Here is a 13,258-nt window from a genome sequence, read left to right as displayed (position 1 = left end):
TGAGCGCGTTGCGGAAGGCACCCGCGCCCGGTGGCGCGGCCGGGCTTCAAACCCGGTTGGGGGCGTCAGACGTTCCCAGGTCGGTTCGACTCCGGCTGCCTTCCGCCCAGGCCCGCGGCATTTCCGTCCACGCAGCGCCGTGGCTTATCGCGGGCATGTTCCCTGCCTATGGCCCTGAGTCCTGCCAGCGCATAGCCATGCAGGTGGCGCGTGATCGCCTCTCTGGGCATGAGCAGGACGTCCTGCAGCGGGCCGGGCACGCCGCGCGCGCCGATCAGCAGCATCAGGCAGGGCGCCGCCACGCTGATCGCGCAGCGCGCGATCGCCGGGTCGTCCGGCGCGATGCCGGTGATCTCGCTCAGGATGTATTTGACGACGGATACCTTGGGCAGCAGTTCATTCTGGAATAGCGCATGCAGATGCGACGAGGGGGCGAGCAATTCCTGCGCCAGGACTTTCAAATGCCAGCCCTGGGATTTATTGGTGGCTTGTTCCACGAAGTGGTCGATCAGCGCAAGCAGTTTTTTTGACGGTGCCAACCGGCTGCCGGCCAGCAGACGCAAGTCTGCGAGGTTGACCAGGCGGCGGTGCGCCTCGGCCAGTACGGATTGGTAGAGTTCGCCGCGGCTGCCGAAGTGGTAGTTGATCGAGGCTTGATCCACGCCGGCTCGGGCGGCGATCGCCTTGCTCGTGGTTTCTGCGTACCCGGCAAGCGCGAACAGTTCTCCGGCGGCATCGAGAATGCGTGTTCGGGTCGCGTCTCCATCGGTGCGCTGTCCGCGCTGCGCCTTGCTCATCGCGTATCGGTCTCTGCAGAATTGGTGGCGTGCTGGATTCTTTTCGAATCATATATTAAATTGAATTTAAATTTAATTTGTTCGAATAAATTCCGCCGACGTCGGCTTTCGGACCTTGCCTGGAAGTCCTGCCATGAAAAAGAAATCGCTCGCCGTACTGCTGATCGCCGCCGTGCTGGCCGTGGCGGGCTGGGCGTGGTGGCAAGGGCGCGGACACGGCGACGCAAATGCGCTCGTGCTGTACGGTAATGTGGACATCCGCCAGATATCGCTGGCCTTCGACGGCAGCGGCCGGGTGGCCGAGCTGCGCGTCGATGAGGGCGACCGTGTGAAGGCCGGCGCCATACTCGCCAGGCTCGATACGCGCGCGCTGGAGCTGCAGGCCGAGCAGGCGAAAGCGCAGGTCCAGATCCAGGAGCAGACCCTGCTTCGTCTGCGCAACGGCTCTCGTCCGCAGGAGATCGCCCAGGCTCGCGATCAGTTCATCGCGGCCCAAGCCGATGCCGTCCGCGCCGCTCAGGATCTGGCGCGCTTGCAGGACATAGCCGTCAGTACGCAGGGGCGCGGCGTCAGCAAGCAGGATCTGGATCGCGGCAAGACCAGCCTGCAGGCCGCCAGAGCCCAGGCCGATGCGCGGCAGCAGGCGCTGCGCCTGGCCGAACTGGGGCCGCGCCAGGAAGACGTTGCGGGCGCCCGGGCGCAGCTCGATGCAGCCAAGGCGCAACTGGCCTTGCTGCAGTACCAAATCAGCCAAGGCGAGCTCAGGGCGCCCGCCGATGCGGTGGTGCGTTCGCGCCTGCTCGAGCCGGGCGACATGGCGACGCCGCAGCGCCCGGTATTCGCTTTGGCCTTGACGCAGCCCAAGTGGGTACGTGTTTATGTGAGCGAAACCGACCTGGGCAAGATCAGGCCCGGCATGGCGGCCAGTGTTGTCACCGACAGCCATCCCGACCAGCCCATCGCCGGCAAGATCGGCTACATCTCTTCGGTGGCCGAGTTCACGCCCAAATCGGTGGAGACCGCGCAATTGCGTACCAGCCTGGCCTATGAAGTGCGGGTGCGGGTCGACGACGGCGACAATGTGCTGCGTCTGGGCCAGCCGGCCACGGTGCGCCTGTCCATCGGCAGATGACCATGTCCGGACCCGACCCCATCGTCGTCGCTCGACAGCTTTGCAAGACCTTTGTTTCGCCGGCCGGTGCGGTGCTGCGGGCTGTCGACGGAATATCGCTGGCGGTTCGCGGCGGCGAACTGACAGCGCTGGTCGGTCCGGACGGCGCCGGTAAAACCACGCTGATGCGCATGGTGGCGGGCTTGCTCAGGCCGCAGGAGGGCAGCCTGCAGGTCTGCGGCCTGGATGTCGTCGCCGAGTCGCAGGCGGTGCAGGAGCGCATCGGCTACATGCCGCAGCGTTTCGGATTGTACGAAGACCTGAGCGTGCAGGAGAACCTGGATTTGTATGCCGATCTGCACGGCGTATCGCAGCAAGCGCGCCGCGAACGCTATGCGCGCATGCTGGAGATGACCGACCTGACGCGGTTCGCCGCGCGGCCAGCCGGCAAATTGTCGGGCGGCATGAAGCAGAAGCTAGGCCTGGCCTGCACCTTGGTGCGCTCGCCGGAACTGTTGCTGCTCGACGAGCCCAGCGCTGGCGTCGATCCGCTCTCGCGGCGCGAGTTGTGGACGATTCTGCGGCAATTGGTCGAATCGGAAAAGCTGAGCATCGTCGTCAGCACAGCCTATATGGACGAGGCCGAGCGCTGCGCCCAGGTATTCGTGATGCATCAGGGGCGCCTGCTGGCGCAAGGCACCGCAGCGTCGCTGAGCGAGCGCGCCCGTGGGCTGACGTTTACCGCCGTCCCGCCCGAAGGCATGGCGGCCCGCGATCTGCAGGCGCGCCTGATCGACGCCGAGGCCCTGATCATCGATGCTGTGCCCAGGGGAGGCGCGGTGAGTTTTCTCCGGCGACCGGACGCCGACCCGACGCGTTTGACCGAGCTGTTGTCCGGTTTGCAGCCGCGGGAACGCGTCGAGAAGTTCGAAGACGCCTTCATGATGCTGCTGCGCCAGCACCGTGAGCAGAAGTCCGGCGGCCATATATTGACCGACCCGGCTGCCCCGGCGCCGTATGCGCCGACCGAGTCGCGCGCGCCGGCGGTACCGCGTCTGGCCAACGCCGGCGGGCCGGCAATCATCGTACGTGATCTGGTGCGCAAATTTGGGGACTTCACCGCGGTGGCAAATACGTCGTTCGATGTGGGCCACGGTGAGATCTTCGGTCTGCTCGGTCCCAACGGCGCCGGCAAGACGACGACGTTTCGCATGCTGTGCGGGCTGCTGCCCGCAAGCGGCGGCAGGCTCGAAGTGGCAGGCGTCAATTTGCGCACGGCCCGCGCCCAGGCGCGCGCGCGCATCGGCTACGTATCGCAGAAGTTCGCACTCTACGGCAGCCTCACCGTGCGCGAGAACCTGGAATTCTTCGGCGCTGCTTATGGACTGCGAGGCGCGGCCCTGCGTGGACGGGTGACCGACGCGCTCAGCAGGTTCGATCTCGATCCCGCCGCCATAAGCGGCATCTTGCCTGGGGGTTACAAGCAACGCCTCGCGATGGCGGCAGGCCTGCTGCATGAGCCGGATATCCTGTTTCTCGACGAACCGACCAGCGGCATCGATCCGTTCGCGCGCCGCGCCTTCTGGCGCACCATCACGACGCTGGCGCAAGCGGGCGTCACCGTCGTCATCACCACGCACTTCATGGAAGAGGCGGAATACTGCGATCGCATCGCGATCCAGGACTCCGGAGAGTTGCTGGCGCTCGGCACGCCTCGGGACGTTCGGGCGCTGGCCGCCAGCGACGCCGACACCGACATGAACCGCGCTTTCATCGCCATCGTCGAGCAAGGGCGCGCCAGGCGACGGGCTACGACAAGCGGAGCAGCCGCATGACGAGCTCGCCGTTGAACGCACCGGCGGGCGCTTCGGATGTCATGCGGCGTTTTGCAGCGCTGTTGCGCAAAGAGACGCGTCAGATGCTGCGCGACAAAACCAATCTGGCCGTCGGTCTGCTGCTGCCGTTGGCGTTGATCCTGCTGTTCGGCTACGGCCTGTCGTTCGACGTGAGAAACGCACCGATCGCGCTGGTGCTGGAAGACAGTTCGCCCACCGCGCGCGATGTCGTGGCCGGCTTGCAGGGCTCGCATTATCTTGCCCCGGTCCGGGTGCCGGACATGATCGCAGCCGTGAGCCTGATGCGCGCCGGCAAGGTGGACGGCATCGTGCGCGTACCGATGGATTTCTCTCGCCGGCTCATATTGGGCAAGGCGCGCATTCAGTTGCTGCTCGACGGCGTGGACTCCAATACCGCCTCGCGGATCGAAGATTATGTAAACGGCGCCGTTGCGGTCTGGGCGCAGCGGCAGACAGATCGAGCCGGCGACAAGGCGCCGGCCGGTGGCGTCGTCGCTGTGGTGCAGCGTATGTGGTTCAACGAGGCCGGCAGCAGTACCTGGTATCTGGTGCCTGGTCTGATCGTGCTCGTGTTTACGCTGATCGGCGCATTTCTGACATCTCTGTTGATCGCCCGTGAATGGGAACGCGGTACGCTCGAATCCCTGTTCGTCACGCCGGTGCGGCCGCTCGAGCTGCTGCTGGCCAAACTGGTTCCCTATCTGGCAGTGGGGGGCGTCGACCTGGCGATGTGCCTGCTGGCGGCCCGGTTTCTTTTCGAGGTGCCGATTCGAGGTTCCCTGTCCGTCATCGTGATCGCTTCCATGCTGTATCTGGCGGTATCGCTGCTGCTGGGCCTGTTTATTTCCGGTGCGATGCGCAACCAGTTCAAGGCCAGCCAATTGGCTTTGCTGGCCAGTTTCATGCCCGCCATGATGTTGTCGGGTTTCGTCTTCGATTTGCGCAATGTGCCGCTCCCGGTCCAGGTGGTCAGTCAACTGCTGCCTGCGACGCATTTCATGGGGTTGATCAAGACACTGTTTCTTGCGGGAGACAACTGGCCGATGATTCTGCGCGAATGCGCCATCCTGCTGCTGTACGCCGCCGCCTTGATCATGGCTGTGCGCCGCACGCTGCGCAAAACCCTGGATTGACGCCATGTCCGCCTTTCTCGCCACGCTAACCCGGCTCGGCGCGTTGATACGCAAAGAGCTGCTCGCGATCATCAAGGATCCGGCGAACCGGGTGCTGCTGCTGGCTCCCGCGCTGGTGCAGGCCATGCTGTTCGGCTACGGCGCCACTTATGATCTGACCAACGTCCCGTACGCGGTGCTCGACCAGAGCCGCAACGAGGCGTCGACGCAGTTGCTCGCCAGGCTGGATGGCACCGGCGTATTCAAGCGCGCCGCCACGCTGGATTCGCCTCGGCAGATCGCCGAGGTCATCGATGCAGGCGATGCGCTGTTGGTTCTGAGCATCCCGCCGGATTTCGAAAGCCGCCTCGCCGCGGGATTGCAGGCGCCTTTGCAAGTCATTTTGGATGCCCGCAATTCGCTCACGGCGAGCTCGGCCGCCGCCTATGTCGGCTCGATCGTGGCCGATTACAACAGGAGTCGCGCGGGCAGCAGCGTTACCCTGGTGCGCCGGGCCTGGTTCAACCCCAATCTGGAATCGCGCTGGAACATCATGCCCGGACTCATCGCCACGCTGAGCATGGTGCAGACGCTGCTGCTGGCGGCGTTGTCGGTGGCGCGCGAGCGCGAGCAAGGCACCTTCGATCAGCTGCTGGTCACGCCGCTCACGCCGATGCTGATTCTGATCGGAAAGGCCGTGCCGTCGATGCTGGTGGGGCTGGTCCAATCCACGATCATCTTCCTGATCGTCCGGTTCTGGTTCCAGATTCCGATGAACGGCTCCCTCCTGCTGATGTATCTCGGCTTGCTCACCTTCACCGGCGCCACGGTGGGAATGGGTCTGTCGATTTCAGCGTTGTCGCTGACCATGCAGCAAGCCATGCTCTACACCTTTATGCTGGTCATGCCGCTGGTATTGCTGTCCGGCCTGATCACGCCCGTGCGCAATATGCCGCAAATGCTGCAGGTCGCCACCTACGCCAACCCGCTGCGCTTCGGCCTGGATATCGTGCGCCGCGTCTACCTGGAAGGCGCGGGGCCGAACGCCGTCGCGAGCGATTTCGTTCCTGTGCTCGCGGTGGCCGCCGTTACGCTGCCGCTGGCGGCCTGGTTGTTCCGCAATCGCCTTTCCTGACGAGCCGGCCGCTATGCCGGCGTCTGGTTGCGCGCGCGCAGCCACTGCATGAGCGCGTCGTTCGACAACGGTTTGGCGTAAAGAAAGCCTTGCAACTCGTCGCAGCCGAGGCGGCGCAACGCATCGGCCTCGTGTTGGTGTTCAACGCCCTCCGCCACCACGCGCAGGCCGAGGTCGTGACCGAGTTCGACGATCGCGCGTATCACGGCCAGGTCGGCAGTGTCGGTGAGGCGGCCATGCACGAACGCACGATCGATTTTTATCCGGTCTATGGGGTAGCGGCGCAGGTAGCTGAGGCTCGAATACCCCGTGCCGAAATCGTCTAGAGATAGTCTGACGCCCAAGGCGCGGATATTCTTGATGGTATCCAGATAGTGGCCGACTCTTTCCATCAGCACCGTTTCCGTGATTTCCAGCTCCAGGCTGCCGGCGGGAACGTCGTGCTCGAGGAGGCAGTCGCGCAGGCGCTCGACGAGTTTTTCGTCGTCGCGCATCTGTATGGCCGAGAGATTGATCGACACCCGCATATCGGGAAAACCGGCTTCGCGCCAGCTTGCGATCTGACGGCATGCCTGCTCGATCACCCAGGCGCCTATCCTCAAAATCAATCGCGTTTCTTCGGCGACAGGAATGAATTCCGAGGGCGGCACGAGCCCCAGATGAGGATGCCGCCAGCGCAGCAAAGCCTCGACGCTCATCAATTCGCCGGTCGACGCCTCCACGCAAGGCTGATACGCGAGCCACATTTCGCCGCGGTCTACCGCCGTACGCATATGCGTTTCGAGTTCGAGTCTGTATCGTGCGCGTTCGGCCATGTCGGGCGCGAAGAACTTCACGAGATTGCGTCCGCTCGACTTCGCATGATACATAGCGGCGTCGGCTTTCTGCATCAGCACGTCGATGGTTTGCCCATCGTCCGGATACATGGCGATGCCGACGCTGCATTCGACCTGCAATGTCCTGCCATCGAGCGAGTGCGGTTCGCGGATCAGCGGCAGCAGCCTCTCTTCGATCAGGCGAGCCACGTCGGCGGCGCTGTCTACATCCGAGAGCAGCACGGTGAATTCATCGCCGCCGAGGCGGCTGACGGTATCCCCGGTGCGCACCGATTGCAGCAGGCGTCGCGAAACGGAACGCAGCAATCCGTCGCCGGCATGATGGCCGAGCGTGTCATTGATGTCCTTGAAGCGATCCAGATCGATGAAGAGCACGGCCATGCGCCCGCGGGTAAGTCGTGCATTTTCGATGGCCTCCCCGACGCGTTTGGTGAAAAGTGCGCGGTTCGGCAGTTCGGTAAGCACGTCGTGCTCGGCCAGGAATTGAATGCGCGCCTCGCTTTTTTTGCGGTCTGTAATGTCGATGAGCGTGCAGATATAGTGCGAGACGCTCGCATGCTTGTCGCGCACGGCGCTGATCATGAGCCATGCCGGATAATCGCCGCCTTCGCGGCGATGCACGATGGCTTCGCCGTTCCAGACGCTCGACATGTCGACAAATTCGACCCATCGATTCATCAGCGGTTCGCCGCTCATTGGCGACACGATGAAATCAGGCAGCGCCCCGCACACAATTTCGGCGCGATAACCCGTTGTCCGGTAGAACGAGGCATTTGCGGTAAGCAGGCGGCGATTCTCGTCGAGAATCAGAATGGACTCCGACGACGCTTCGAACACCTTGGCCCATAACTCAAGCCGTTGTTCCATGAGTTTGATCTGATTGATCGGCGTGAATGCGGTCAGCACGGCGTCGTGGCCCTGGAACGTCAGGCGACGCGCTGACAGCATGGCCCAGGTGGGTTCCTCGCTTGCCATCCAGCGCACCTCGAATTCGTCGACCTCGTCGTGATCGGAAAGTTGCTGAAAAAAGCGTGCGCGCACCGCGGAATCGAGGCCGAAAGCCCACGGATCCGACGTGCGGCCGTTGAGCCAGTACAGGGCGGGCCGATTCGCGTGCAGAACTTCGTGGCCGGGTACGGCGGTCACCATCATCGGCACGGGCGTCGCCTCGACCAGAGCGTGCTGTGCTTGGGATGCGCGCGCGGTGGCCGCGAGTTCTTGCTGCACGTCGCGCTCGTGGTCCAGCTGCGCGAGCATGTCGTTGAAGCCGGTCACCAGCTGACCGATTTCGTCCTGGCTATGCCACGAAGAGCGCACGCTGTGGTCGCCCGTGCGCCGCACGGTGTCCATGACGCGCGCGAGATCGCGCAGCGGCCGGGATATCTGCTGCGCAACCAAATAAACCATGCAGAGAATTCCGCACAATAGAAAAAGCGCCGTACCCAGATGGAGCCACATGAGCGAGAAGAGGCCGTGCACGCGCGCATGGAGCAGTATGTCCAGCTCTGTGCCCGTGGCGCGCCAGGCTTGATCCGCTCTGGCCACGAGCGCGTCGTGTGCGGCTCGCGCGGCCGCGTAGCTCTGGGCTTCATCGCCGGTTTGTGCGACGACCGTTCGCGCTGCCGCGCGATACGCTTCGATCGCGTCGAGCAACTTGTCGATGGGCTCGGCCAAGGCGAGTTTTACATTCCGATTGGCGGCGCCTGCCTCGGCGAAATCGGAACGCATGTTCTGCGACACGGCATCGAGCTGACCTTCAAGCACGAGATAGCGTGTGCTGAGTTCGCCGGATGCCGGCGTTTCCTGTGCGCCTGCGGCGCTCTCGTGCAAAAGCCGACCAATTCCGTTCGCCGTATCGAGCAGCGCCGGATAGCGCAGGATAGACAGGGACATCGAGTAATAACTGTCCAGGTCGGGATCGAGGATCAGATTCGATTGGTTGCCGATGCGCGTGATGAGCGCTCGGCTCGCATCCAGCGCCGAGCGCACGGCTTGCGGCGCAAGCCCACGCGACTCGTGCGTCGAGGCCGCCATGTCCGTGAGCGTGCGGCGAAGGGTCGAATTCAATTCGCCGCTTTGCAGGTTGGCGCCATATCGTGCCTCGGCGATCGAAAGTGCGGACGTTGCGCGGTGGATCTGTTGCACATCGACGCGGCCCGATGCGCCGGCCTTGGCGACGTCGATCAGCGCCTCGCGCACCGATGCGATGTAGTCGTTTCCGACGATTTCTTTTCGCGAGAAATCGATCGAGATGTATTTCTCGTGAATCAGGATGCCGCTGATATAGAGCACGGCGCTGAGATCGAGCAGATAGATCAGAAGCAGTTTGCGTCCGACGCGCAGACGCCCGAGCAAGCGGAAAAACGGATTGAGTTTCATCGCAAAGGCCAAAGCGGAATCGAAAGCCGCGCCGTATCCGAGGTCAATAATTTTTTTGACTTCGCAAGAGCGGTCGATTTGACCACGCGCGATCCCTGCGTAACGACGATGAGCACGACGAACTTCAGCGATTCAATGCGCTTTCACTGCATTGGCGCGATTTTTCCTCGATATGGGGCGCGTGTTGCACCATATCGGCGCATCGCCGACGAGCGACTCGACAGCTCGGATCGTCCAGTCCTGGGCGAGGTGTCGCGATCGAACCGGCGCTTACAGCAGTGCTATCACCGAGTCGATGTTGACCGGATCGGTCCAGTCCAAGGTACCCAGATGCCACAGTCGCAACTTTCCGCCGCGGTCCACCACGAAGTTGGCCGGCATGCCTACCACATGCCAGTCGTGCATGGCCGTGCCGTTGCGGTCGTGCAGCACCAGTCCGCTGATGGGCAGGCGCGCGAGAAAGGCGTCGATCCTCGGGCGGGCTTCGGCCGCATCGACGGCGATAAGCTTCAGGCCCTTGTCGGCGTAGCGGTTTGCCAGCGCCGACATGATGGGGATCTCCTGCCGGCAAGGAGCGCACCATGTGGCCCAGAAGGTCACGATCGTCACGCTGCCCAGGAATTCGGTCAGGTTTCTCGGGCGGCCCTGCAGGTCGGGCAGGGCGAGCGCGGGCGTCGGTCCGCCTTGCCAGACCGCCCAGTGCGGACCTGTGGCGGCCCGCAGGGCTGCTTCTTCGGCGGCGACGGCGGCCGCGCTGCTTGGTGTAGGGGCAGCCGAAACAAGGCGCAGCGCCGGTGCGGTTGCGCCGGCCAGGCCTGCCTGCAGCAGGCGGCGTCGGAGCCTGTTCATGCGATGCCTTTGCTCAGATCTGCCGCGCTGTGATGCGATAGCGGAAGTCGTCGGCATCCAGGCTGTCGATGCGTCCCGCGCTGGTCTCGCCGTTGGGGTACATCAGGAAGGGAACGGCGGGCAGCAGGGATCCCGGAAGCGAAACGTCGTGGCCGTGGTTGTAGGCCACCCAGTTCATTTCCCAGGAGCCGAACAGCATGACGCGCGCGGCCCGTACTTGCGGGTTGTCCATCGACAGATGTCCCGGCGGTTCTTCGAGCATGACCTTGCGCACGTCGGCCGGATCGACCGGCACCCAACCGTAGCCTTCGGCGTAGAACTCGGCGCGGCAATGCTGCGCGTGGGTCACGTCCCCCGATTTGCCCAGGCTCTTGTAGCCCAGTTGGGAATCCGCGACGCGGATGCCGTAGGCGTCGCGGGCAGGAATGCCTGCCGCTCGCGACAGTGCGACGAATACCGCGCTGATGTCGGCGCACTTGCCGCCCATGTTGCGGGTGGTGAGCATATAGCGCACGTCGCCCAGGCCGCAGCCCGGAGTGGACCCGACGCGATGGGTGTTGTCCACTACCCATTCGTAGATGGCGCGCGCCTTGGCGACGTTGCCGCGCAGGCCGTGCGTGATGTGGTCGGAGGTGGATTTGACGATGCCGTCGGTCGGCAGCAGGGCGGTGGGCTGCAGATAGCGGTGCAGCGTTTCGCGGCTCTCGCGCGGCGCGTGCCGGCTGGGCGGCAGGCTCAGGTCGACGCGGCGGTCGCGAGTCTGGAAGCGGCTGGTGACGGTCAGGCCGCGCTGCGTATCGGGCGTGCCGTCGGGCCATTGTGCGACGACCGTCTGCACGTCGTAGCCGGGCACCTGGACCAGCACGCCGGTTCCCTCGCCCTGCACCTGCCAGGTGGTCTGCGCGTTGCGTTGATAGTCGGTGTTTTGCGCGAAAGGCACGGGCACCCAGACGCGGGCCTGCTTGCCCGGATCGCGCACCTGGATTTCGGTGACCAGTTCGAAGGTGCGCCAGCCCGCATCCAGCGCGGCGGCGCTTGCGGCCTGTTCGAGGCCCAGGCCGGTGGCCGACAGCGCGCCGGCTATGGAGGTAAGACGAAGAAAATCGCGACGATCCATGGAGCGTTTCCGATGCACGATAAGGGGATTTGTCAATTTCGGCCCCGAGTCCCGCAGGCGGGCCGAGTCGCGCGCATCGAGGGCTGGCGCGCGGAAGTACTATTCTAATCGACGCCAAATCGGGAATATTCTCATGACGCAAACCTCCTCCATCGCCACGCCGCGACTGACCTCGCTTTCGCACGGCGGCGGCTGCGGCTGCAAGATCGCGCCCGGCGTGCTGTCGGCGCTGCTGGCGCGCCATGCGCCTGTTTTCAAGCCCTGCGCGGATCTGCTGGTGGGCAACGAAACCGCCGACGACGCGGCCGTCTATAGGCTGAACGACGAGCAGGCGCTGATCGCCACCACCGATTTCTTCATGCCCATCGTGGACGATCCCTACGATTTCGGCCGCATCGCCGCGACCAACGCGCTGTCGGACGTCTATGCCATGGGCGGCACGCCCATCCTGGCGCTGGCCATCGTGGGCATGCCCATCAACGTGCTGCCGCATGAGGTCATCGCCGAGGTGCTGCGCGGCGGCGAGTCGGTGTGCGCCGAGGCGGGCATCCCGGTGGCAGGCGGTCATTCCATCGATTCGGTCGAGCCCATCTACGGCTTGGCCGCCATGGGCCTGGTGCATCCCGGGCGTGTCAAGCGCAACGCCGATGCGCGCGCGGGCGACGTGCTGATCCTGGGCAAACCGCTGGGCGTGGGCATCCTGTCCGCCGCGCTCAAGAAAAACCTGCTCGATGCGGCCGGCTATCGCGTCATGATCGAGGCCACCACGCTGCTGAACCGGCCCGGCGCGACGCTCTCGGGGCTGCCCGGCGTGCATGCCATCACCGATGTCACCGGCTTCGGGTTGCTGGGCCATACGCTGGAGATGGCGCGCGGCGCGGGCCTGGCCGCGCAGGTGCGCCTGGCCGACCTGCCGTGGCTGGACCAGGCGCAGGCCTATGCCGCGCAGGGCGTGATCACCGGCGCATCGGGACGCAACTGGGCGTCGTACGGCGAGTCCATACGCCTGGGCGCCGGCGTGGACGACACGGCCCGCGCGCTGCTCACCGATCCGCAGACCTCCGGCGGGCTGCTGGTGGCCTGCGCTCCACAAGAGGCCGAGCGCGTGCTCGACATCTTCCGCGGCCAGGGCTTCGGCCAGGCCGCCATCATCGGCCGGATGCGCGAGGGCGAGCCCTGCGTGCATGTCGAGTGACGCAACCGCACTTCAAGAAAAGAGGCACGGCATCATGGCAACGCAATCCAAAGTCATGCTCGTCACCGGCGGCAGCCGGGGCATAGGCGCCGCGACGGCGCTGCTGGCGGGCAGCCGCGGCTACGCGGTCTGCGTCAACTACCATCAGCGCAGCGATGCCGCCGAGGCCGTGGTCCAGGCCATACGCGCGCAGGGCGGCCAGGCCATCGCAGTGCAGGCCGACATGGCGCAGGAAGACCAGATCATGACCCTGTTCGAGCGCGTGCAGCAGGCCTACGGCCGGCTCGACGCGCTGGTCAACAACGCCGGCGTGCTGGACCGGCAGGCCACGGTCGAACAGATGAGCGCAGCGCGCATACGCCGCATCCTGGACACCAATGTGCTGGGCACCTTTCTGTGCTGCCGCGAAGCCGTGCGGCGCATGGCGCCGCGCAACGGCGGCCTGGGCGGTGTCATCGTCAACATCTCGTCCATGGCGGCCCGCCTGGGGGCGCCCAACGAATACGTGGACTATGCCGCCAGCAAGGGGGCGGTGGATACGCTGACCCAGGGCCTGGCCAAAGAGGTCGCCGGCGACGGCATACGCGTCAACGCGGTGCGTCCCGGGCTCATCCACACGGAAATCCACGCCAGCGGCGGCGAGCCCGGCCGCATCGACCGCCTCAAGGACGCCGTTCCGCTCAAGCGCGGCGGCACGCCCGAAGAAGTGGCGGCCGCCGTGCTGTGGCTGTGCTCGGACGAGGCCTCGTATACCACCGGCACATTCATCGACGTGTGGGGCGGGGGGGGAGGCGCCGCCCCCCCCCCCCGGGCGGGCGCCAGGCGGCCGCGGCCGCGCGGCCGCCCGCGCAGGCGGCCAGGCCACCCGCGA

The 13,258-nt window shown here is 65.0% G+C and carries 9 protein-coding genes, 1 tRNA gene and 1 pseudogene; 7 read left to right on the top strand and 4 right to left on the bottom strand.

Annotated features, from left to right (window positions below; all coding sequences use genetic code 11):
* Positions 1–12 precede the first annotated feature (12 nt).
* Positions 13–105: transfer RNA gene (locus ACTHJ1_RS14650), tRNA-Sec, on the top strand.
* Here the strand turns inward: ACTHJ1_RS14650 and ACTHJ1_RS14645 are convergent.
* Positions 66–797: a TetR/AcrR family transcriptional regulator gene (locus ACTHJ1_RS14645; RefSeq protein ID WP_440193620.1), complete on the bottom strand. Its 732-nt coding sequence runs from the start codon at positions 795–797 to the stop codon at positions 66–68. The two genes, ACTHJ1_RS14650 and ACTHJ1_RS14645, sit on opposite strands and share 40 nt — an antisense overlap.
* Positions 798–930: 133 nt before the next feature.
* Between ACTHJ1_RS14645 and ACTHJ1_RS14640 the strand changes: the two genes are divergently transcribed.
* From ACTHJ1_RS14640 to ACTHJ1_RS14625, 4 genes are read left to right on the top strand one after another with little or no spacing between them, the layout of a single operon-like run.
* Complete coding sequence (locus ACTHJ1_RS14640) at positions 931–1,929, top strand: HlyD family efflux transporter periplasmic adaptor subunit (RefSeq protein WP_440193618.1); 999 nt, start codon at positions 931–933, stop codon at positions 1,927–1,929.
* Between the two features lie 2 nt (positions 1,930–1,931).
* Positions 1,932–3,743 carry an ATP-binding cassette domain-containing protein gene (locus ACTHJ1_RS14635; RefSeq protein WP_440193616.1) on the top strand — a complete coding sequence of 604 codons (1,812 nt, stop codon included), beginning with the start codon at positions 1,932–1,934 and terminating at the stop codon, positions 3,741–3,743.
* A complete protein-coding gene (locus tag ACTHJ1_RS14630) occupies positions 3,740–4,897 on the top strand; it encodes an ABC transporter permease (RefSeq protein WP_440193614.1) in 1,158 nt (385 codons plus the stop codon). Before ACTHJ1_RS14635 ends, ACTHJ1_RS14630 begins: the two co-directional genes overlap by 4 nt.
* A gap of 4 nt (positions 4,898–4,901) precedes the next feature.
* Positions 4,902–6,011: an ABC transporter permease gene (locus tag ACTHJ1_RS14625; RefSeq protein WP_440193612.1), complete on the top strand. Its 1,110-nt coding sequence runs from the start codon at positions 4,902–4,904 to the stop codon at positions 6,009–6,011.
* Positions 6,012–6,022: 11 nt separating this feature from the next.
* On the opposite strand, the gene ACTHJ1_RS14620 is transcribed toward ACTHJ1_RS14625, so the two are convergent.
* The 3 genes from ACTHJ1_RS14620 to ACTHJ1_RS14610 all read right to left on the bottom strand — a co-directional run bounded on the left by ACTHJ1_RS14620 (position 6,023) and on the right by ACTHJ1_RS14610 (position 11,192).
* Entirely contained in the window at positions 6,023–9,226 is a 3,204-nt protein-coding gene (locus ACTHJ1_RS14620; RefSeq protein WP_440193610.1) for an EAL domain-containing protein, read from the bottom strand.
* Between the two features lie 270 nt (positions 9,227–9,496).
* On the bottom strand, positions 9,497–10,075 hold the full coding sequence (locus ACTHJ1_RS14615; RefSeq protein WP_440193608.1) for a TlpA family protein disulfide reductase: 579 nt from the start codon (positions 10,073–10,075) through the stop codon (positions 9,497–9,499).
* 13 nt (positions 10,076–10,088) lie between these two features.
* Positions 10,089–11,192, bottom strand: coding sequence for a transglutaminase-like domain-containing protein (locus tag ACTHJ1_RS14610; protein ID WP_440193606.1), 1,104 nt, complete (start codon positions 11,190–11,192; stop codon positions 10,089–10,091).
* A gap of 133 nt (positions 11,193–11,325) precedes the next feature.
* Here ACTHJ1_RS14610 and selD point away from each other — a divergent pair, with 133 nt between their 5' ends.
* On the top strand, positions 11,326–12,387 hold the full coding sequence (gene selD, locus ACTHJ1_RS14605) for a selenide, water dikinase SelD (protein ID WP_440193604.1): 1,062 nt from the start codon (positions 11,326–11,328) through the stop codon (positions 12,385–12,387).
* 34 nt (positions 12,388–12,421) lie between these two features.
* A pseudogene (locus ACTHJ1_RS14600) lies at positions 12,422–13,171 on the top strand (SDR family oxidoreductase); the annotation flags it as partial.
* Positions 13,172–13,258: the final 87 nt, after the last annotated feature.

The sequence above is a fragment of the Bordetella sp. genome, assembly GCF_051960075.1.
Taxonomy (GTDB): Bacteria; Pseudomonadota; Gammaproteobacteria; order Burkholderiales; family Burkholderiaceae_B; genus Bordetella.
Note: the sequence above shows the minus strand (reverse complement) of the source record. Positions and strands in the feature narration are given on the sequence as shown.

Coding starts and splice junctions, on each gene's coding strand:
- ACTHJ1_RS14635 (WP_440193616.1), top strand. CDS start 1,932: ATGTCCGGACCCGACCCCATCGTCGTCGCTCGACAGCTTTGCAAGACC.
- ACTHJ1_RS14640 (WP_440193618.1), top strand. CDS start 931: ATGAAAAAGAAATCGCTCGCCGTACTGCTGATCGCCGCCGTGCTGGCC.
- ACTHJ1_RS14630 (WP_440193614.1), top strand. CDS start 3,740: ATGACGAGCTCGCCGTTGAACGCACCGGCGGGCGCTTCGGATGTCATG.
- ACTHJ1_RS14620 (WP_440193610.1), bottom strand. CDS start 9,226: ATGAAACTCAATCCGTTTTTCCGCTTGCTCGGGCGTCTGCGCGTCGGA.
- selD (WP_440193604.1), top strand. CDS start 11,326: ATGACGCAAACCTCCTCCATCGCCACGCCGCGACTGACCTCGCTTTCG.
- ACTHJ1_RS14610 (WP_440193606.1), bottom strand. CDS start 11,192: ATGGATCGTCGCGATTTTCTTCGTCTTACCTCCATAGCCGGCGCGCTG.
- ACTHJ1_RS14645 (WP_440193620.1), bottom strand. CDS start 797: ATGAGCAAGGCGCAGCGCGGACAGCGCACCGATGGAGACGCGACCCGA.
- ACTHJ1_RS14625 (WP_440193612.1), top strand. CDS start 4,902: ATGTCCGCCTTTCTCGCCACGCTAACCCGGCTCGGCGCGTTGATACGC.
- ACTHJ1_RS14615 (WP_440193608.1), bottom strand. CDS start 10,075: ATGAACAGGCTCCGACGCCGCCTGCTGCAGGCAGGCCTGGCCGGCGCA.